The organism is Bradyrhizobium sp. USDA 3240, from assembly GCF_054063295.1.
In genome coordinates, this window is sequence record NZ_JBSSGD010000003.1 from 132,895 (window position 1) to 153,497 (window position 20,603).

13 protein-coding genes and 3 pseudogenes are annotated in these 20,603 nt (G+C 61.2%); 10 read left to right on the plus strand and 6 right to left on the minus strand.

All coding sequences use genetic code 11. From position 1 onward, the window contains the following. The first annotated feature begins 5 nt into the window (after positions 1–5). The 5 genes from tssM (at position 6) to ACVIGA_RS43240 (ending at position 8,128) form a co-directional block, all read left to right on the plus strand. Complete coding sequence (gene tssM, locus ACVIGA_RS43220) at positions 6–3,566, plus strand: type VI secretion system membrane subunit TssM (protein ID WP_456671071.1); 3,561 nt, start codon at positions 6–8, stop codon at positions 3,564–3,566. A gap of 250 nt (positions 3,567–3,816) precedes the next feature. After that, positions 3,817–4,683 (plus strand): serine/threonine-protein kinase, encoded by an 867-nt coding sequence (locus ACVIGA_RS43225; RefSeq protein WP_225049199.1) that lies wholly within the window; start codon positions 3,817–3,819, stop codon positions 4,681–4,683. Between the two features lie 890 nt (positions 4,684–5,573). Continuing rightward, on the plus strand, positions 5,574–7,049 hold the full coding sequence (locus ACVIGA_RS43230; protein ID WP_456671072.1) for a type VI secretion system Vgr family protein: 1,476 nt from the start codon (positions 5,574–5,576) through the stop codon (positions 7,047–7,049). Between the two features lie 64 nt (positions 7,050–7,113). Beyond that, on the plus strand, positions 7,114–7,431 hold the full coding sequence (locus tag ACVIGA_RS43235) for a hypothetical protein (protein ID WP_208074026.1): 318 nt from the start codon (positions 7,114–7,116) through the stop codon (positions 7,429–7,431). Between the two features lie 184 nt (positions 7,432–7,615). After that, positions 7,616–8,128: an Hcp family type VI secretion system effector gene (locus ACVIGA_RS43240; RefSeq protein ID WP_166217379.1), complete on the plus strand. Its 513-nt coding sequence runs from the start codon at positions 7,616–7,618 to the stop codon at positions 8,126–8,128. A gap of 381 nt (positions 8,129–8,509) precedes the next feature. Here the strand turns inward: ACVIGA_RS43240 and ACVIGA_RS43245 are convergent, their stop codons facing one another. Beyond that, entirely contained in the window at positions 8,510–9,853 is a 1,344-nt protein-coding gene (locus ACVIGA_RS43245; RefSeq protein WP_456666119.1) for an IS1380 family transposase, read from the minus strand. A gap of 784 nt (positions 9,854–10,637) precedes the next feature. On the opposite strand from ACVIGA_RS43245, the gene ACVIGA_RS43250 reads away from it, so the two are divergent. Both ACVIGA_RS43250 and ACVIGA_RS43255 read left to right on the plus strand, forming a co-directional pair. After that, on the plus strand, positions 10,638–12,458 hold the full coding sequence (locus tag ACVIGA_RS43250) for an NEL-type E3 ubiquitin ligase domain-containing protein (protein WP_456671073.1): 1,821 nt from the start codon (positions 10,638–10,640) through the stop codon (positions 12,456–12,458). A gap of 194 nt (positions 12,459–12,652) precedes the next feature. Then, a pseudogene (locus tag ACVIGA_RS43255) lies at positions 12,653–12,850 on the plus strand (IS6 family transposase); the annotation flags it as partial. Positions 12,851–13,300: 450 nt separating this feature from the next. Here the strand turns inward: ACVIGA_RS43255 and ACVIGA_RS43260 are convergent. From ACVIGA_RS43260 to ACVIGA_RS43275, 4 genes and pseudogenes are all read right to left on the minus strand, one after another. Further along, positions 13,301–13,483: pseudogene (locus tag ACVIGA_RS43260) on the minus strand (transposase); the annotation flags it as partial. A gap of 136 nt (positions 13,484–13,619) precedes the next feature. Further along, positions 13,620–14,462 (minus strand): IS21-like element helper ATPase IstB, encoded by an 843-nt coding sequence (gene istB, locus ACVIGA_RS43265; RefSeq protein WP_456671046.1) that lies wholly within the window; start codon positions 14,460–14,462, stop codon positions 13,620–13,622. Next, positions 14,459–15,991, minus strand: coding sequence for an IS21 family transposase (istA, locus tag ACVIGA_RS43270; RefSeq protein ID WP_456671047.1), 1,533 nt, complete (start codon positions 15,989–15,991; stop codon positions 14,459–14,461). Before istA ends, istB begins: the two co-directional genes overlap by 4 nt. 302 nt (positions 15,992–16,293) lie before the next feature. Next, positions 16,294–17,018 (minus strand): annotated as a pseudogene (locus ACVIGA_RS43275) (ISNCY family transposase); the annotation flags it as partial. A gap of 659 nt (positions 17,019–17,677) precedes the next feature. Between ACVIGA_RS43275 and tnpA the strand changes: the two are divergent. The 3 genes from tnpA to tnpC all read left to right on the plus strand — a co-directional run bounded on the left by tnpA (position 17,678) and on the right by tnpC (position 20,109). Beyond that, positions 17,678–18,079 carry an IS66-like element accessory protein TnpA gene (gene tnpA / locus ACVIGA_RS43280; protein ID WP_414643311.1) on the plus strand — a complete coding sequence of 134 codons (402 nt, stop codon included), beginning with the start codon at positions 17,678–17,680 and terminating at the stop codon, positions 18,077–18,079. Continuing rightward, entirely contained in the window at positions 18,076–18,426 is a 351-nt protein-coding gene (gene tnpB / locus ACVIGA_RS43285) for an IS66 family insertion sequence element accessory protein TnpB (protein ID WP_166202960.1), read from the plus strand. Before tnpA ends, tnpB begins: the two co-directional genes overlap by 4 nt. Before the next feature lie 99 nt (positions 18,427–18,525). Continuing rightward, entirely contained in the window at positions 18,526–20,109 is a 1,584-nt protein-coding gene (gene tnpC / locus ACVIGA_RS43290; RefSeq protein ID WP_166215215.1) for an IS66 family transposase, read from the plus strand. Here the strand turns inward: tnpC and ACVIGA_RS43295 are convergent, their stop codons facing one another. Continuing rightward, the gene (locus ACVIGA_RS43295; RefSeq protein ID WP_166202962.1) at positions 20,110–20,547 is read right to left on the minus strand and encodes a hypothetical protein; all 438 of its coding nucleotides are present in this window, start codon (positions 20,545–20,547) and stop codon (positions 20,110–20,112) included. Between the last annotated feature and the right edge of the window lie 56 nt (positions 20,548–20,603).

The following is a 20,603-nucleotide window of genomic DNA, read 5'->3' on the forward strand; positions in this document are numbered from 1 at the left end:
TGCGAGTGTTTGGCACTCAATTGGCGGCACTCTTGTCGGCTCGGGGCATCATCACGCTGATCGCCTTGTTGACAGTCGACGCGTTGATCTGGTTCGGCGGGCCTTACCTTGACCTGTTCGGTCAGCGCCCGTTCGATTCGGCGGCTGTTCGCGTTGCCACAATCGCCTGCCTCTTCTCGGCGCTGGTCGTCGTCATCCTTGTCCGCTACTGGCTGGCACGCCGTGCGAACCGGCGTGTCATCAAATCGCTGATGGAGAGCGAAGGCCTCATCACGACCTCGAAAGATCGCGGCCGTGAGGAGGTCGAACTGATCCGCAGACGCTTCGAGGACGCGCTGAAGGTCCTGCGCGATACAGTGTTCGCCGGTAAGCGCGGACCAAGCTATCTGTTCGAGCTGCCCTGGTACATCATCATTGGCCCACCGGACGCCGGCAAGACGACGATCCTGCGCAACTCGGGCCTCGAGTTCCCGCTGACTGAGCGGCTCGGCGTCGACCCGGTGGCGGGCGTCGGCGGCACGCGAAACTGCGACTGGTGGTTTACCGAAAAAGCAGTCTTTATCGACACGGCAAGCCGTTACACGACGCAGGATACGGATAGCGAGGTCGATCGTGTTGCCTGGCACGGCTTTCTCAATCTTCTCACGATGCATCGACGCCGGCGGCCGATCAACGGCATCCTGCTTGCGATCAGCTTGTCCGATCTCTTACTGGGCGATGATAACAGGCGCTGGCGCTCCCAGTCGATTCGTTCGCGGATACAGGAGCTACTGAAGACGTTTGGCATGAGCATTCCGGTCTATGTTCTGGTAACCAAGTGTGACCTCGTGACCGGCTTCGCTGAATATTTTGACGATCTCGACCATGAGGGCCGCGCCCAGGTCTGGGGCAAGACCTTTCCTCTCGAGGGACCAGGCGATCACATCGACGACGTCGTAACCCTTGAGATCCAGGAACTTGCCGAGCGCCTCGAGACCAACTTGGCGTTTCGCATGCATGACGAACGTAATCCCACTCGTCGTGCACTGATGTATGCATTCCCGAAGGAATTGCGGAGCATCCGGACCGCAGTCGTCGGCTTCGTTAGCGAAGTCTTCCGGCCGAGCCGCTTCGAAGTGCGACCGATGCTGCGCGGGATCTACTTTACAAGCGCTGCCCAGGAAGGAATGCCGATTGAGCGGATTAGCGGTGCGATCCGAAGCCATTTCGGTCTGCACCCGGTCCCGCCCACGCCGTCCATCGGGCCGGGAAAGGCATTCTTCATCAGTCAGTTGCTGACCGACGTGATCTTCGCTGAGCAAGGACTGGTCGGTCGCAATTTCAAACTCGAACGTAAGCTCGCGCTGGTGCACTGTGCGGGCTATCTCGCGGCCGTTATGCTGGCGGTGGCCGCGTTGACTCTGTGGTACGACGCCTTTGCCCGCAGCGAAATGCGTATCACTGAAACCAACACGGCGGTACAGACAATGCAAGTTCGCATCAAAGAAGCACGCGAACCGCTCGACCTGATAAAGCTTCTGCCGACCCTCAATGCCGCGCGCCGGCTGCGTCTGGCAGCCGGCGAGAACACTTGGTACGCGTGGCTCGGTGGGCTCGGGATTTCGGCGACCCCGGTGCTCGCGCCAGCCGCGCAACAAGCTTATGACCAAATTCTGGTCGACCGCCTGCTGCCGGTTTTTGCTGGAAGGCTTGCGGCTCGCATCGACGCGCTATCGCGTACTGGCAATGATACTCTGCTGGACCAAGCCAAGGATGCGTTCCGCACGTATTTGATGCTCAGTGATCCGACGCATTTCGATCGCGGCAAAGTCGAACAGGCTGTGCGCAGTGAAGTGGCGCTTGCGCTTGCACTCGAGACGACATCAGCGGGCGAACTGCTGGAACATTTTTCACGCCTCCTCGAGTTGCTGCCGAAGCCCATCACCAGCGACCGGAACTTCGTGATAGCGGTCGGCTTGCGGTTGATGGAACGTCCCTTCGTCGAGCAGGTCTACGCCCGGCTTTTACGCGAAGCCGCTCAAAGCACGCGGCTTCGGCCAATCGACCTGGTTAGTCTGCTGGGGGCCGGCCAGCTGGAGGTAAAGCCTCAGGCTGTTCACCCCACCATTGGCCATCAGGAGCTACCTTCTTCGGGCGGTACGGCGATTATCCCCGGCATCTTCACACGGGATGGTTTGATCGATTTCCTGCTACCACACCTTCCACTCATCGTCCAAGACGAGCAAAGCGGCGACTGGATCCTTGCCGGCAGCTCATTCGACACGGCGGATACACAACAGGTCGTGCGCAAGGTCATCGATCGCTATGTTGCCGATTATATTCGCATATGGACAAGCGCGCTGAGCCGCGTCCGCGTCGTCAAGTTCGACGATATGCAGCGCGCCTCGGCGATCCTGCGCGGGCTGGCCGGACCGGAAAGCGCACTGCAGCAGATCATTTCCATCGTACGAGACAATACGAACCTGCCGCCGCCCGGAGAGCAGGCTGCGGCCAAGGCGGGTGAGACAACGGTCGCCGTGTTCTCGGCGGCATTCGGCGACGCTCCCTGGCCGGGAACGCGGATTACCGAAGCCTTCCAGCCTCTGGTCCAACTGGGCACAGGCAGAGCTTCGGGACAAGCTGCCAGCATGGATCGTATCCGCGATCTTTTCGGCGGCCTGTATGCAACGATGGCCAACATCGCAACTGCACCGGATCCTGGCCAAGCCGCATTTCAGCTCTTTCAGCGGCGTGTCAAGGATCCGAGCAACGATGCCTTCGGTACCGTGCGCGCCGACTCGGCGCTGCGACCCGAGTTGGTCCGTTCCATCATGAACGACATCGCTCTCTCGACATGGAGCGTCTTGCTTCAACAGGCCCACGGTCATGTCAGTGCTGTGTGGACGCGGGAAGTGGCGCCGGTTTGCCAGGCAGCCGCCTACCAGCGTTATCCATTGTTTGCGGCCGCGACCGAGGACGTAACACTAAAGGACTTCAGCGATCTCTTTCGCCCCGGCGGCATCCTTGATGAGTTTTTTCAGAAGTACCTGTCGCCATTCGTCATCGAGCGCAGAACCGGCTTTGGGCTGGCGACCATCGACGGTGCGGCGGCGCCGATCCATGCGGATGCCATGGCTCAATTTCAGCGCGCGCGAGAGATCCGCAAGGCATTCTTTAGCGGTTCGGCCTCCGCGCCGGCCGTGAAGTTCAGCATCAAGCCCGTCTATCTCGCCTCCAAACTGCTGCGCGCGACTTTTGTCTTGGATGGCAAGGAGATCGTCTATCGTCACGAGGCGCCCCGTGCCTACGACCTTGAATGGCCGAGCCGAACCGATGCAAGCACGGCCTCCGTCACGCTTGCCTCAGTTGATGGAACTGAAACGAAGATTGAGCACTCAGGCCCATGGGCTCTGTTCCGTCTCGTCGATGCGTCGCGAGCCTCCTCGCGTGGGGCTCCCGACCGCTTCACGATCACGATCGGCGGACCGGACCGGCCCGACGTGACCTATGAACTACGGGCGGAAAGTGTACGCAATCCATTCAACTTGAGTGTCCTTCGTTCGTTCCGATGTCCGGATCACCTGTGACAGCAACGCTGTGAGAGTTCTCGTTTTCTTTCGCGAAGAGACAAGCAAATATCGCTGGTGATACCCTGGCGCGAACGCTCGGCGTGGACGTCGTACGCCTTCGCTTGGTGGCGGCGACTGAGTTGCGGGATACGTTCCTTGTGCGCCGCAACCGCCTCGAGCTGCATCAGGAGCTCAGTGGATAGTTGGAGGTCGAGCTGTGACGGCGAGGGATGAGGCTGCATTTGTGAGTACAGCGCCCTTGGGATATGTGCTCGGCGGTCGTTTCGACCTGGTGGAGATCATTGGCGAGGGCGGCACCAGCACCGTCTATCGTGCGATCGATCGGATCGGCCTGTGGGCGCGTGAACAAAATCCCGAAGTGGCAGTGAAGGTCATCCAACCAAATGCGATGATGCGCCAGAAATTAGTGCAGTTGCTGCACCGCGAGGCGCGTCTTCTGCGTGACTGTGTGCACCGGAATTTGGTGCGAATCTACGATTCCGACTACGACGGCAAGTATCATTACCTGGTCATGGAGCTCTTAAAGGGCCGCGCGCTAGCGCACATCCTGGCCGATCGTCAGGGGCAGCCGCTGTCCCCCTCTGTGTCTTTTCATATTGTCCGCGCCGCCGGGCAAGGCCTCGCCCACATGCACAGCCTTGGTATCGTCCATGGTGACCTTAAGCCGGGAAACATCTTCATGACTTCGACGGGCGAAGTCAAAATTTTGGACTTTGGGACAGCCCTCATGCTCGACGTTTCGCCGCAACACGACAGGTCCACGGCACTGCTCGATCAGATTGGACTGTTGACGCCGGCTTATGCGTCGCCACAGATGCTGAGAGGTGAGCCATGGGCGGAAAGCGATGATGTCTTTTCTCTCGCGGTGGTCGCCTACCTGGCCCTCACCGGCACCCACCCGTATGCGCGGCTGCCAGCCGACGAGGCACTTAAGGCGAATCTCGGACCGGCGCCGCCGCCGACTGTTTCGGCGGCGCAATGGCGGGTGCTCGCTTCGGGCCTTGCCCTCAACCGCCGCGACCGTATCGAAACCGTCGGTGAGTTCGTCCAGCGCCTTGCCCGCCCGCGATGGTTCTACCGATGGCGCGGTCAGCGCATGCCTCTGTCGCATTGACGGGCCATCATTTTGAGCGCTCATTGGCAACTCAAGAGACATCTCTTCTCTCCGCCAGAATGCGCCCGAAGCGCCGCAATTCAAATTGTATCGATAGATTGCCAGCGAGTGAAACACGCGAATCTGGAGCGTCAAATGGCTAACCTTCTCGAGCGACAAATTATGGGATGCAGCGAAAAGATCTCGTGTCAAACGCCGACCAACTTGACCCTTGTCCAGTGTCCGACAGTCGCGCCGCTGCTGTTAGGGCGCCGATGCTGTTAGGTTGACAACACTTATGTGGCATACCGCAGCTTCTCAGAACCAAATCAGCAGCTCCATAGGGGAGATGCCGTTGGCACAGCTGTTGCTATTGATGAGATGCAGCGACACTGATTGGCTGAGTACACGAAACGCAAGATGAACGACGTTCTCTTTCCCTTGAACTTGAAAACGAAACCCAACGTAGCTTTCACCGTACCTGAGGGCGCACACAACAGGCATGGGCTAGTCGACCGGCTTCACTACAATGGCGTGAAAGAGGCGGCAAACGCTAGCGCCGCGGGCAATCGAATGGAACAGCCGGCTGTCGATCCGCGTTGTTGGGCACGGCTTGACGTGAGATCTAGCTTGCGCTCGGAGTATTGGAGAGAGCGATGAACTCATAAATCAAGGGCGCTAGATGCGCGGCTGGGACGTGCATCACGGCGCCGCTGGCCGATCGCCATACCTTATGCACGGCAGCGAAAAAACGACATCGGGCCGGCCGCCTACCATCTCGCCAGCCAAATGGCCGGTTCCGCTTCAGGTCCTAAACCGCCGCGATCGTGCCTCGGCTCCCAAGCGATCCCTCGATCCGCGGCGCTGTGACAAGCGTTGTTAGCACAGCCGCAGTTTGATTTGGTGCGCCGATGACCAACGACTCCAATCTCAGTATTGACTTAGAGATTCGCAGCAAGCCCGGCATGGAGCTCGACGTCCAAGGCTTCGAGGGCACCGAGTGCATTTCTCTGCCGTTCAGCTACGTCATTTACGCCACGACATCGAGCGATGTCGATACCGGCTCTTTGATAGGTGAGCGCGCCAAGCTGTCTGTCAAAACCGCATGCGGGCGATGGCTTGCCTCGGGCCTCTGCGCCCAAATAGAGGAACTCGACCCTACGGGGACTGACCTGCGGGTGCTCCAGTTTGTCCTGCGACCGCGTTTTGCTGTCGCGGAGCTCTCAGTTGCGAGCCGCATTTATGGTCCCGGCCAACCCATGGGCGTCGATGACATCATCAAACTGCAGTTGAGCAAGGTGAGCATCAGCATCCCCAGCGAATACAATATTGATCGCTATCGCAAGCGAAATTATGTTGTGCAATACAATGAAAGCGATTTGACGTTCATTTCCCGCCTTTGCGAACGGAACGGAATCTTCTATTTCTTCAAGCAAGAAGACGACGGTGAAACCGTCGTCTTCGGCGACAACAATCTGGCTTTCCCCAAAGTCAAGTTCGGCGCCAAGTCGACGCTTCTTTATGCGCGCCAGCGCAAGCGACCGCGAGGCGTCGACGAAGCCGCTGTTCTGTCGTTCCGGCAGCGCCGGGTTCTCTCGACAGAGACAATCGCACTCCGCGATTATAACGAAACGGTACCTTCCGTCATGTCCGGCGCTAAGCAGGTCGGGCAAGGCAGCGGTTTCTTGGGCAAAGCCTCGCGCTTCGGCGGGAATTTTGCGAACGACGCAGAAGCGACGGCGCTGGCCCGGATCCGCGCCGAGCAGATCTGCGCCGGCCAGACAATGTACATCGCCCACAGCGACGCACCGGAGCTGCGCGCTGGCGCCATTTTCGAACTGGAGGGCCATCCGCGCTTTGACGGTGAATATCTCGTCATCGCCGCGGATCACTCGGCCTATCGCCCGGCGCCGCGCGGATTCGGTGGATCTGGGCAGGATGGACGAGCCTACGGGAACATGGTCCATTGCATCCGCTCGGACGTGCCCTATCGACCGGTTGCGATGACGCCTGTGCCTGTGGGCGTCGGCCTCCACACCGCCACAGTCGATGGAGAAGTTTGGAACGGACGGGCCGAGATAGACGATCAGGGCCGCTACATGCTGCGGTTTGCATTCGCCGACGAACCGGCCGAGGGCCGTGGTAGCGACTACGTGCGCAAGCTCGAACCTTATGTAGGTCCGAATCAAACCGGCTTGCATTGTCCGTTGGTGCCAGGCACGGAAGTCCTAGTTGGTTACTTGAACGGCGACATTGACCGACCAGTCGTGATCGGGGCCGTCCACAACCCCGATATGAAGGGAGGAGTGACATCGGATACGCACACGTTCAATCGCCTCAAGTCGCAATCTGGCGCCTCGATCGAGATGTTCGACGGATCTTCGTGATTTCTTGTCCTCATGGCGCATCATGACCCTCTGGTGTCCAGCGACACACGAGATCGACCCGCTATTGGAAGCGGTCGCCAATACGGCACGCGCGGCCATCTCGCCGAGCGCATCGATCAACATACCGCCGCCGTCGGCGGATGGCATTTGGTCGCAACGGCTTCGTGACGGACGAGAAGTGCGCCTCAAATTGTCTACGCCCTGTTTCGAGCAGGAACAGCGCGGTCCTTGCACGGTGCTCGTTTACGCACTGCAGGGCAATGCCGTTGTCGATAACGGCATGGGCTACCGTGTGACGGGGCAGGCTGTTCTCGACGTCGCCACGCGTGCATTTCTCGATGTCGAGTGTCAGTTGGAACGGGTTGGCTCCGTTGCGCCGTGACAGATCGCTGTCACGATCGTGACGACGTCGTCGCTTGATGGTGTCGGTGTCTGGAAAACCGCGTAGTGCTGTGCCGGGAAGGCTCGCAATATTAGGCATCGGATGCCCACGGCCGTTGGCACAAATGTTGCGATATCCATCGTGCCGGTGTGTGCCGGCGTATGTCAGACAATAGGAGCCGAAAGTGTCACTTGAAGCCTACTTGAAAATCAAGGGAAAGAAGCAGGGCGACATCTCCAAGGATGCCTCCAAGCCGGACAGCGTCGGGCAGGTCGCCAAGGGTGACTCGGATAAGCAGGGGAAGATCACCGTTGTCGCCTTCAACAGCAGCATCATCGTTCCTCGCGATGCCACGAGCGGTGTCGCCACGGGCGCTCGCAACCACCAGCCGGTGATCTTCACGAAGTTCTTCGATCGAGCCTCGCCGCTGCTATGGCAGGCGCTGGCCACTAACGAGGTGCTCGAAGAGCTGGTTTGCGAGTTCTACCGTACCGACCCTGGGGGTATGCCGCAGCCGCAGAACTTTTTCAAGATAAGCTGGAAGAACGCGACGTTAGTCGAAGGCAAGTCTTATGTGCCGCTGACGATCAATCCGCAGAACAACTTCTTTCAGAACATGGAAGACTGGTCGTTCACCTACAAGGAGGTGAAATGGGAGCACGTTCCCGGCAGCACCAGCGGCGAGGATAAATGGTGATAACTCCGCGGGGGTGGCGCTGTCGCCGTCTTGCGGCGCCAAGAAAGCCCTTCGACGCCAAGCCAGGGGAGGGGTGACTGGCCCCAGGCGCGGTCCGGTACATGGTGGACACATCGCGCACATTCGAGGCGGGACGCCGCAGGACTGGGCGGCGGCCATGCCGGGTCTGCTTCAAACTGGATAGCGCTGTGCGGACAATGCGAAGCGTAGCTAGCCCGTCCTATTCGTGAGAGTGCGTTTTTTTAGTCCGATTGATGTGGCCGCACATCTGCTCTGACGAGGCGCGCGGGATTGCCTTCGGCTTTTCACCGCCTGACGACCGGTACTTTGCAACGCGCTTGAGGTGTAGGTTGGGCGAACGGGGGGCGGACGCCCCGCCGGTCAAGGACCGAGCGGCAGCAGCGCGCTTGGCAAGCCGCGGATCAGGTCGGCTTCGGGACATGCCGCGGCAAACGCAAGGCGAATGCGGCTCGTGGTCTCGACGACACGGGCAGCGAGTTTCAAGAGACGAAGACGCAGCGTCGCGAACTCGGCTGTGGCCAATTCCCGGGCTTTGGGAATCGCGTCGCGCACGGTCAGCATCAGCCAATAAGCGGCGGTGTGGAGAACGAGGCGGACTTGATTGGCGAGCGCCGAACGGCAGCTGGTGCGATCGGAGGCGAGCTGTGTCTTATGCAGCTTGATCAGATTCTCGGCTTGGCCGCGCGCGCAATACAGGCTGTCGTAGATCCACTCGGCCGAGCCGACATCGAGGCTGGTGACGACGAAGCGGATGTCGAGGCCGAGCATCGTCGCCTCAATACGGGCGACGGTGCGCCGTTCGCGATCCCAGGACTTTGCCTTGTGGCGCGTCTCGGTATAGCCGCGCAGAACAGCTAGGTTCTCGATGGCGCGTCGGGTGCGGATATCGTCGGCGACCTCGTCGACTTTTCTGGCGAGCGGCCTGGTACCGGACAGACCGAAGATGTAGTCGATGCCGTTGTTCTCGCACCACGTCATCGCCTCCGGCCGAGCATAGTGCCCGTCGCCACGGAACGTAATTCGCGTCTTGTGCCATCGCGTGCGGATGTGCCGCACCAGGCGGCGCAGATGGGCACGCACCTCGACGCCGCCCGGCGTCTTGCCGGGCCGCAGCACGACCGCCACGGGCCGGCTCTTCTCCGTGTCGTAGACGTGGATCGGCAGGAAGCAGCGTTCGTCATAATGAGCGTTGAACAGCGAGAGCTGCTGATGGCCGTGGACGACATCGCAGGTATCATCGATGTCGAGCGTGACGGATGCAGGCTCGCGCGGGTAGCTATCCATCCATGCGTCGACCAAAGTGTAGGTCAGTCGGATCACGTCGCGCAGGCGGGGAGCATTCTCCAGCCGCGACAGCGTCGGTTGGGAACACAGATCGCGACCGCTGTCTGGTAGCCGTCCACAGGCCAGCTTGAATGCGGGATCGGACCGCAGATGATCGAGGTCATCGGCGTCCTCGTAGCCGCAGCAGATCGCGAACATGCGAGCGCGAAACATATCGACAAGGCTGTGCACGACCCGCGTCGGATCGCGCCGATCCGGGAACACCCGGGCCAAATTGTTGGCCAAACCGAGACGTCGCTCGGCCATCGCAAGAAGCATCACGCCCCCGTTCGAGGTCAGCCGACCGCCATCGAAGGCAGCTGTGACTTTCTTGGCGTGAACGGCTGGAAACGAGAAGGGTAGACTCGTATCATCGGTCATGGCGGGCGTGGCGTTCGCGGTGGAAGGTGATGGGGTTGGCTTCGCAACCGAATCCTACGCTTCATCAGCGCTTTACACCACGCTCGCCAGCCTCTCAGGCGCCCTCTGACGAATAAGACGGGCTAGATTGGCTTCCAGCTCTACTCAACAGGATGTTGGATAAGCCGGGGCCATTAGCTGCCATTGCCGATTAGTATGAGACTAGGCGCAAGCCGAGCTTATCTGCCTGCTGATCGCGCCAATTGTCCGACGCGCGCGGCAAAGCCAAAGCGACGCCAGTTTAAATAGCTCTCGTGGGTGGGGACCAGCTTCTTCTATGTCGATCGGGATGGACGAAAGCGACAATTTGCGTCGTCAACGACGACAAGGGCGAGATGGCGCCTCAGACGCAGGGCAGGCCGAGCGGGATTCTGGTATCCCTTCCGAACCTTCAGAACAAGATCAACCGCGAGGTTGCCTCTGCGGTCTCCCCCGGGCGATGAGGCGGTGTGTCCAGTGCTTGACCCGGGCGCCGCGAGCCGCCGACGCTCCTGGCGGACCGTCGCAGCAGCCCAATCTTGAGGGCATGGCCGAAGCAGAGGCTCGGCTAGAGCGGCTAAGAATAACGAGAGCTTGGGAGGCGGCCGCAAGCTCCGGGCAGCTAGACCTTAGGTCGCTGTCCCTGACGGTTTTGTCATCCCCTAGCCTGCCGGCGTGGCTCTCGCTCCAGCGCATAAACGTCAGCAACAATCAGCTGAGCCACCTGCCTGAGCTTCCGCCCCGTCTGTATGAACTCGACGCCCGGATGAATCAGCTGACCAGCCTTCCCGCCCTCCCACACACGCTCTGGCGTCTGATTGTTTTGGGCAACCAGCTGACCAGCCTGCCCGACCGCCTTCCTGCCGCGCTCTGCTGGCTCTACGCTCAGGATAACCGGCTGACGAGTGTGCCCGAGAATCTGCTGACGCATCCGAGTTTGCGCCTAGTTAACCTGCAGAGGAATTCCCTGTCCGAGCGGGTACGGACTAACCTTGTGAGAGCCCGACATGCCGATGACTATCAAGGACCGTTATTCATAGTGGACGTAGCAGTGGCGCAAGGTCCAGCGCGGACTCTCGCTGAGGCGGTCGCGGATTGGCTTGACGGCGAGCCGGAGACGGTGGCCCTCTGGCAGGGTTTTTCCGAAGAGGAGGGCGCCCAGGAATACGCGGGCTTTCTCGAAAAGCTGCGGACGAAAAACGTCAACGCTGCCGATGAAGGATTCCGGCAGGCGGTGGCCAAAGATCTGCGGAGGGCGGCGAACAATCCGCAATTGCGCGCGCGCTATTTCGAGGTGGCTTCCGATGCCAACCAGAGCTGCGAGGATCGCAGAACTTTGGCCTGGAACGGCATGCAAAACGCACGCATAATCGCAGACATCGAGAACAGGGTCTATGACAATCGGCTCGGCGACCTCATCGAACTGGGCCGGGTCATGTTCCGCTTGGACGCGCTGGAGGGGATCGCGCGCGAGAAGGCCCACTCGCTCGGCACCAAGAATTCCGCCCGCCGTGTCGACGAGATCGACGTCTATCTTGGCTATCAGGTCCAGCTGCGCGAGCGGCTGGGGCTGGAGCACATCGCCCCCGGTATGGCCTACTTCAACGTCTCTGACCTCACCGCCGAAGACATTGACAACGCCGAGACGCTTGTGCGTGACAAGGAGACGGCGGAGTTTGCCGATTATTTGGCGACGGACTGGCAGCCTTGGGACACGGTGGTGAGCCGCATTGCACCCGAAGCCCATGAAGCGATGAGCGAACAGCTCATCGATGCAATGGGGGACGAGTTCAATGACCGATTGAAGAAAAGGCTCGCCGCCCTGAACCTGACCGGCTTTGGCGATGCGGAGCGGGAATTGGGGGTCGAGGTCCGCAAGGAAATCGAACGCGAGATCAGGGGGGCTCTAAGGGACAAGGTGCTCGCTGGCCTCAGGCCCGGGCTGCAGTCGGACCGGCACATTCTTCCCAGGCCGGATCAATCGAATGGAAATGTCTCCGGGTCGCCCATCAGACCGCAGCGTCCGCTGGTCCTCGACGCCGAGGAATGGGTGGACGACGCCCACATCAGCGCAGATTACGCGCTCGTGCGCGCGGAGTATCCTGGTCTGGCCGCCCAGGCGCGGTTCGTGGAACCGGCGCAGGTCCAGCTGCTGCGCGAAACCGCGGACGAGACTGTCAGGCAGGAACTTCTCCAGGAGATCGTCCGGGTGGACCAGCAGCCTAACGATACAGCCGACTTCCTGTTTCTGCCAGTGAACAATGGTCGTGCTGATCAAGAAGGCGACCATTGGTCGCTAATGTTCGTTGATCGCCGCCACCGGGCCGCCTATCATTATGACTCAGCCGGGCCGCTCAACAGCGAGGCTGCAACAGAGCTCGCAACAATCCTGAGCGTCAACCTGCTACCAGTCCGCATGGCCCGTCAGGGGAACAATTATGATTGCGGCGTATTTGTGGTGGACGCCACACGGGGGCTGGCTGCACGATTGGCGCAAGGAGAGCGGCCAGATCACGAGCCGCTGCACCTCGACGGTCTCGTCGCCGATCGGCCGGCACTCCAGCGGCGACTCTCGCAGAATCGATGACGCGCCTTAAGGTCGAATCTGGGGGCTGTGAAATCGCGTCACGCGAGGGCGCGGCAGGCGCTCATGACGCGACGTCGCTGAAGCCGGATTGAACGAAGGCGCGGGAGGCTATGCGCGATTTTGCAGCCATGGGGCTTGTTCGAGGGCACCGTCAAGTTAACGAATTGGAGCGGCCGATGGGGTAGACGACCGGCATGCCGACCGCCCGGGACCCTCTTTATCTCCGCCATCGCTTCCCACCGGAAGTGATCAGCTATGCCGTTTGGTTGAATTTCCGGTTTCCCTTAAGCGTGCGCATGGTCGAGGAAATGCTGGCGGCGCGTGGCATTGGCGTGACCTATGAAACCGTGCGCCAGTGGGGGCAGAAATTCGGCAAGTTCTCCGATCGGATCCACTCATTAGCCTGGGCGAGCAATGAACACCGCTGAAGGGGCCGAAATGCCGCGGCCTGACGGCATAGCGAAGCTATCGCACGATAGCGGCGCACATTTTCTTCAACGGCCAGCCCGGTCATGTGTGGATCCCCCATGTCTTTCACGTGTGCGAACTTGCGGCAGAATTATTTTCGATCCGTTAGCGGCCAGAGTGGAAAGCGTGAATGGTTGGCAAAACCTTGCTGGCACGCTGATGATGAGCGTTCCACCGAAGGATCCACATCAACTGAGCCCTAATAGCCCGTCCTATTCGTGAGAGTGCGTTTTTTTAGTCCGATTGATGTGGCCGCGCATCTGCTCTGACGAGGCGCGCGGGATTGCCTTCGGCTTTTCACCGCCTGACCGACCCGTACTTTGCAACGCGCTTGAGGTGTAGGTTGGGCGAACGGGGCGCGGACGCCCCGCCGCTCAAGGACCGAGCGGCAGCAGCGCGCCTGGCAAGCCGCGGATCAGGTCGGCTTCGGGACATGCCGCGGCAAACGCAAGGCGAATGCGGCTCGTGGTCTCGACGACACGGACAGCGAGTTTCAAGAGCCGAAGACGCAGCGTCGCGAACTCGGCAGTGGCCAATTCCCGGACTTTGGGAATTGAGAAGCAGTATTTTGTCTATAGCGCGACAATCAGGATGAGAGTGGCGCGTCAATCAAGATGAGACAAGGCAGCCGAGTGGGCGGATCATTGACGCTGGCCGCGGGTTTGGCAAGCCTTGATTGACGCTGCGCGACAATCACGCAGGATTGCCAGCGTCAATCGTTGCCTTGTCGAGTTCGTTGGGGGTCGTATGAACGGGCGGCCGGCCTGGACCGCGCTTGCGATCGAGGGCAACTTTTCGACGGTAACTTTCGACGTTCATCTCGAGGATCGTGGCGTGGTGGACCAAACGATCGATGGCAGCCAACGTCATTGCCTGGTCCGGGAAGATACGCCCCCATTCGCCAAATGGCTGATTGGCCGTGATCAGCAGCGAGCGTCGTTCGTAGCGGGCGGCGATCAACTCGAACAGCACACTGGTTTCCGCCTGATCCTTGCTCACATATGTGATGTCGTCGAGGATCAGGAGGTCATAGCGATCGAGTTTGGCGATCGCGGACTCCAGCGCCAGCTCGCGCCGCGCGACCTGCAGCCGTTGCACCAGATCAGTGGTGCGCGCGAAGAGAACGCGCCAACCGTTCTCGACGAGAGCCAGGCCGATCGCCGTGCCGAGATGGGTCTTGCCGCCGCCCGGTGGACCGAACAAGAGCAAATTGGCGCCGGCCTTCAACCAGGCGTCGCCAGCGGCGAGCGCCATCGCCTGTGCCTTTGATAGCATCGGCACGCTTTCGAAGTCGAAGGTGGCGAGCGTCTTGCCGGCGGGCAAACGCGCTTCCACCATGTGTCGCTCGATCCGACGGCGGGTGCGATCGGCCGCCTCGTGCTCGGCAAGGGCGGCGAGGAAGCGGGCGGCAGGCCACCCTTCCTTGTCCGACTGTGCGGCGAGCTTCGGCCAGATCGCCTTGACGCCCGGCAGGCGGAGCTCATTGAGAAGCAGCTCGACACGGGCAGCATCGACGGAGGTAGCGATACCGGTCATGCTGCCTCTCCCAGGTTCGAGCGGCCCGACATGACGCTGACGGAGGCGAGTTCATCGTAGACGTCGAGCGGCGCCAGCTTGACGGCGACACGCGGGATCGAGGCCGCCTCGGGTCGGAAGCGGTCGCGCAGCGCGGCAAGATCGGGTAACTGTCCGGCGTCCAGATCCATCGCGATCACCTCGGCGAGTTCTGCTTCGCAGGCGCGCTCGTGAGCCAGCGCCAGAAGCTCGACCGTCACCTTGCAGGCGCGCCGGTCATCACCATGCTCCCGCAAGGTCTCGAACAGACGTTTGTAAGCTGCACGCGGGAAGAGTTGGTCGCGATAAACGAGATTGAGGAGCGCCATCGGCTTGCGCCGCAGGGCATGGATGACGTGCCGGTAATCCACAACATGACCGCCCTGGCTCTCGGACACAGGCCGACCGCGCCGCAGCGTCACGACCGGCGTGACGCCAAGGAAGCATTCGAGCCGGTCGTCGAAGATGCGCACACGCAGGCGATGGCCGATCAATCTTGAAGGCACGGTGTAGAATACGCGCCGCAGGATGAAGCCGCCTGACGACGTCACCGGGATCACTTTCTCCTCGAAGTCGGTCGTGCGGCCTTTTGGCAGCGGCGCCAAGGCCTCCTTCTCGAGCGCGATCGGCTTGGCGAGGTTGGCGTTGCGCCGGCCGACAATCTCGTCGACAAAAGCCCGGTACGCATCGAGACTGGCGAACTCGCGCGTCCCCCGCAGCAACAGCGCATCTTCCAGTGCCCGCTTGAGATGGCCGTGCGCGCTCTCGATCGAGCCGTTCTCATGTGCGATGCCCGCATTGTTGCGCGTTGGCGCCATGCCATAGTGGCCCATCAGCCCGGCGTAGCGCTGCGTCAGATCCCCCCGTGCGTCGGCGGCCAGATTGCGGAATGCTGCCGACAGGCTGTCGCTGCGATGCTCCCGCGGCACGCCGCCAAGCGCCCACAGCGCGTTCTGCAAGCCCTCCGCCAGGGCGACGAAGCTTTCGCCGCCGAGCACGACATGGACATGCTCGAAGCCGGAGAACGCCAACCGGAAGTGATAGAGCCGGTGATCGAGCGGCTCACCCGCGATGGTAATACCGAGCGCGCTCACGTCGGTGAAGTCGGACAGACCCAGGCGGCCGGGCTCGTGCTGCTGGCGGAAGATCACGTCCTGTTCGGGGCCGTTGAGCGCCCGCCAGGCGTTGATGCGCCGCTCCAGCGTGCGGCGGATGTTCGGGTTCAAGTCATGATGCCGTCGGCGCAGCTCGTCCAGCACGCCGATCACGCGGATGCCGGGCGCAGCCTTCAGGATCGGAACGATCTCGGCGTCCCAATACTGCCCGAGCGGATCGGACCGGCGCCGGCCCCTCGGCGTCTTCTTCTGCGATGGCGGGCGACAATCGCCCTCGATTCGATCCGCGCTTGCCTTCGAGAACCCCGCCTTGGCCGCGGCGGCCTCGGGGGACAGTGTCAGTCGGTACGTCATGTACAGCCTCATCTGGTGGTCGGTGATGTGGAGGCCAGGCAAGGCATCGATTCCCTCTTGTCGAGACGAACCAACAGCTTGCACCAGCCGCACCCGGCCGCCAGACGGGTCCAAAAACGCGCGACGCCGATGGGGACGGTCCTCCGGTCGGGCTGCGCCCTCCCTTCGGTCCGTCCCCATCGGCGCAGTCTCACCTTGATTGTCGCTGGAGTCTCACCCTGATCGCCGCCGCGCAGCCCGGCGAGGAGGGCGCACGGACGCGAAGCTGGCCGGGGTTGCGCAGCGGCCGGGCGCCCGGATGAGAGCCCCAATGCCAGCGACGGCGACTGGTCGACTTGCGGGTTTTAGCCCGCCTTGAACAAGCTCGGACCTTGGCCACGTCTTCGCGGAGCCTTCTGGCTGCGGCTGAAGTCGAGCAGCTTCTGCTGCTCGGCAAGTGTACGCCAGAACCGACCCTAACCGCTTGTTCTCGACGATCTCCGCCTGGTCGACTTGTCGCACCTTGTCGAACGTCCGGTAGGGCGGCGCACGGCCCCTGTGCTTGATCACAAGCCGCCCGTCCGGATGGTCGAACACGGTGACGCGCTGGCGGGCGAGGGTGCTCGTAATCTCGTTCGGCTCGAGGATGAACAGCATCTTGTCGTATTGCAGCGTCAGACTCTGCGATACCGTGCGCTCTTCCTTCCAGGCAAAGGCATCATCGACGACGTCGTGCTCAGTCAGCGGTCGATGCACGTCCTTGTCACTGAAGGGAGGCTTCGCAAACCGCCGATTGTAGCCTTCCATGAACGCGGGCAAAAATGCGTTGCCGGCCTCGATGGTTGAGATTCCGGCCAGCCGCATCTCCTTCAACAGACGATCTTGCAGCGTTCCATTGGCTCGTTCGACGCGACCCTTCGACTGCGGAGCGTTGGCACAGATGATATCGATGTTGAGCTCGTGCAACGCCCGGCCAAACTGGGTCATGCCGTCACCCCCGGGCGCCCCGACCCTTGTTTACCCGGAACGTCGCGTGCTTATCCGAGTAGAATGCGACCGGCTTGCCGTAGCGCTGCAAATAGGCGCGCGTCGCAGCTCTTCTAACGGTGGTCTATTGCTCGCATAACATAGATTATGGAATACTTTTGCAATTCTTAGAATATGGTCGAGAATGACTTCGGATTACTTTAATATACTTGCACTGAGATTTTGTCCAGATCAACCCGCTTGCGGCGCGTCGCACGCCGGCTCCAAGCCCGGAAAGTGCCGCTGGACGTAACCACGACGGGTTTTGCGCTTGAGCCAGGACTCGAGGGCCTCGACGGCCTGCACTGACCAATGCGGTTTCGCCAAACAGAGTAGGATCGATCGTAAGCACGTAGAACCGCGCCATGTTACGGGCCAGATCGCTTATGAAGCCGAGCATGGCAATCGCCATACTCGCGCCCATGAGGAGCGCCATATAGACCGCGTCTGCGCCCCAGAAGGTGCAATGCCCCGTCACACATCGAATCGGTATTTGCGGCTGCGCAGGTCAAATGCTGCGCGGCCACCCTCCATGATTGACGTGATGGTAGCGCTGACGGCTGGCGTCTCGATGGCACCATCACAATCGAGTTGAACGTGAGCGTCATGCGGAGACCACGCGCTGAGGGTTGATCTGGTCGGCTAGGAAGATCTCGCGGAATGGTTTGTCGCGAGGTCACAATGTCAAAGGATAGTCGTAAGGATAGCGATAAGGATAGGCATATGCCTATCCTCGAACACGGCGCCGACACGCTGCAGCGTGTCGAGATCATCACCGGGACGGGCCGACGTCGGCGCTGGTCGACCGATGCGAAGGCGGCGATTGTTGCGGAGAGTTTTGCGCCGGGTGCAAGCGTGTCCGCAGTGGCGCGGCGACACGACATCAGTCCAAGCCTGTTGTTTCTCTGGCGTCGCCAGGCTACGCGGGCGCAGGTCGCGGAGCGCGGGGACAGAGGCATGCCACCTGGCTTTGTGCCGATCGCGATCACCGGCTGTGGGCGCCCGAGTGAGGAGCAGGCGGCGATCGAGATCGAGGTCGGCGCGATTCGCATCCGTGTCAGGGGGACAGTCGACCGGGAGGCACTGTGCGAGGTGCTGGCGGCGGTCGGGACGGTTGGTCGATGATCGGGCTTCGAGCTGGGTTGTCGATCTGGATTGCGACGCAGCCGGTCGATTTCCGCCGCGGCATGGACTCGCTGGCGATGCTGGTGAGCGAGGCCTTTGGAGCCGATCCGTTCGACGGCGGACTTTATGTCTTCCGCTCCAAGCGCCGAGATCGCGTGAAGATCCTGACTTGGGATGGAAGCGGCCTTGTCCTTTACTACAAAAGAATCGAGGGGCAGTTCACCTGGCCGCCGATCAAGGAAGGCGTCATGTCGCTATCTCATGCTCAGCTCTCGGTGCTGCTCGATGGCTCGGACTGGAAGCGTGTGCCGATGCGAGTTGTGGATCAGCCGATGCGAGCTGGTTGATCATTATCAAGAGTCGTTCGTCACTCATGCGGAGTTGTTGTAGAATCGCTCTGCATGAGTGATTTGCCTTCCGATCCAGCATTGCTCCGACAAGCCGTGATGACGCTATCGTCACGGCTTGCGGCGTTGTCGGAGGAATGCAGCACGCTGGCGACCGAGCGTGATGCAGCGATCGCCCAACGCGACGCTGCGATCCAGGAGAACGACAAGCTCCTGATGATCCTGTCCCAGTACAAGCGCACGATCTTCGGTCCGCGCTCCGAGACACTGGATATCGGACAGCTGTCTCTCTTCACCATCAGGGCACAGGCGGTTCGTGCCGCCGCCAACGACGACGTGACCGGAGGCAGGCTGCCTGACGGAGCGGAGGGCCGTGGAAAGCGACCGGCGCGACGCAACCGGGGGAAGCTTCCGGAGCATTTGCCGCGCATCGATGTCGTGATCGATATCGAGAGCCACATCTGCCCTTGCTGCGGCGAGCAGCTGCACAAGATCGGGGAGACCGTCAAGGAAGCCTTCGACGTCATTCCGATGCAGTACCGGGTCAAGCGCATCATGCGTCCACGGTACGGCTGCCGGGGATGCCGCCAGGGTGTTCTGCAGGCACCCGCGCCGGCCCAGGCGATCGACGGTGGAATGGTGACGGAAGCCTTGCTGGCCCACGTCGCGGTGATGAAATACGGCTACCAGCTGCCGCTGTATCGCCAGGAACAGATGTTTGCCGCCCAAGGCATCACGCTCGACCGGCAAACGCTGGCCTCGTGGATGGGCCGCGTCGCCTGGTGGCTGAAGCCGCTTCACGCGCTGTTGCGCCGCGCAGTGATGTCCTACCCGCGGCTGTTTGCCGACGAGACGCCGCTGCCAGTTCTCGATCCCGGCCGTGGCAGAACCAAAGTCTGCCAGTTCTGGGCGATCGCCACCGACGACCGCCCGTGGGGCGGCCCGGCGCCGCCGGCAGTAGTCTACGTGTTCGCCGAGGATCGCAAGGCAATCCGCGCCAGGCAGCTGTTTGGAGACTACGACGGCATCCTGCAGGTCGACGGCTACGCCGGGTACAAGGGGCTGATTAAAAACGGCGGCCGTCTGGTACAACTGGCGTTCTGCTTCGCGCATGCGCGGCGGAAGTTCTGGGACGTCCACATCGCGACGAAATCGCCGATTGCCGCGGAAGCGCTGCAGCGGATCGCGATGTTCTACGCCATTGAGGATCGCATTCGCGGTTTGCCGGCGACGCAGCGAGCTGCGGTGCGACAATCCGACACCAGACCGCTGATCGAGGACTTCAAGCCCTGGCTCGAGGCGCGACTGCTGGAAGTCTCGAAGAAATCCGGCCTTGGCAAGGCGATCCGCTACACCCTCAACCATTGGGACGGCCTGACGCGATTCATCGATGATGGGCGCATCGAGATCGACAGCAATACGGTCGAACGCAGCATCAAGCCGATCGGGCTGGGAAAGAAAAACTATCTGTTCGCAGGCAGTGAGGGCGGCGCCGAAACCTGGGCCACTCTCGCATCACTCATCAACTCCGCAAAGCTTCACGACATCGACCCACGGCACTATTTTACTGATGTTCTCGAGCGCATCGTCTCCGGACGTACCAAGATCAATCAGCTGAACACGCTGCTGCCGTGGAATTGGAAAGCCGAGCGCGATGGTTCGGAGCCAAAGCTCGCCGCTTGATCAGTTCGACGGCACGGCGTCGGGAACTTCCTGCGCATCGCTGGCGTCGTCGTAGATCTCTTCGCGGATCACGCGCAGCGTTACCTCGTGCAGATACACTTGCAGCGCACCCTCCAGCTCGGTGAACTCGGGCAGCAGGACTCGATCAACGAAGCCCCGTGACGCACGGACCATCACCGTGTTACGTCGCTGTCGGCGATAACGAAACGGCCGCAGCCCATATCGGCGGCAAAGCGCCAGAAACAGGTGCCGAGACCACTGGTCGGGAAGTGAGAATTGCTGTTCGATCGGTGGATCGTGGCGAGCAAGTTCCTCGACCCGGGCCCGCACCCGCTGCAGCGCGGCTTCCGCTGCAAGGCGCTCACCAGCAGTTCCGGCCCCCACGAACAACGCCTCGATCTTCCGAAGCTTCTCGCGCAGCTGCGACTCGCTGGTCATTCTGATCCCCGTTGCCCGCTCCGAACCGGGATCAACCCATCACCGCGCGCCGGCGG

Excerpts from the sequence above, each read along its gene's own strand:
- ACVIGA_RS43230 (WP_456671072.1), top strand. The coding sequence starts at position 5,574 with ATGACCAACGACTCCAATCTCAGTATTGACTTAGAGATTCGCAGCAAG.
- ACVIGA_RS43245 (WP_456666119.1), bottom strand. The coding sequence starts at position 9,853 with ATGACCGATGATACGAGTCTACCCTTCTCGTTTCCAGCCGTTCACGCC.
- ACVIGA_RS43250 (WP_456671073.1), top strand. The coding sequence starts at position 10,638 with ATGAATCAGCTGACCAGCCTTCCCGCCCTCCCACACACGCTCTGGCGT.
- istB (WP_456671046.1), bottom strand. The coding sequence starts at position 14,462 with ATGACCGGTATCGCTACCTCCGTCGATGCTGCCCGTGTCGAGCTGCTT.
- tnpA (WP_414643311.1), top strand. The coding sequence starts at position 17,678 with ATGCCTATCCTCGAACACGGCGCCGACACGCTGCAGCGTGTCGAGATC.
- tnpB (WP_166202960.1), top strand. The coding sequence starts at position 18,076 with ATGATCGGGCTTCGAGCTGGGTTGTCGATCTGGATTGCGACGCAGCCG.
- tnpC (WP_166215215.1), top strand. The coding sequence starts at position 18,526 with ATGACGCTATCGTCACGGCTTGCGGCGTTGTCGGAGGAATGCAGCACG.
- ACVIGA_RS43295 (WP_166202962.1), bottom strand. The coding sequence starts at position 20,547 with ATGACCAGCGAGTCGCAGCTGCGCGAGAAGCTTCGGAAGATCGAGGCG.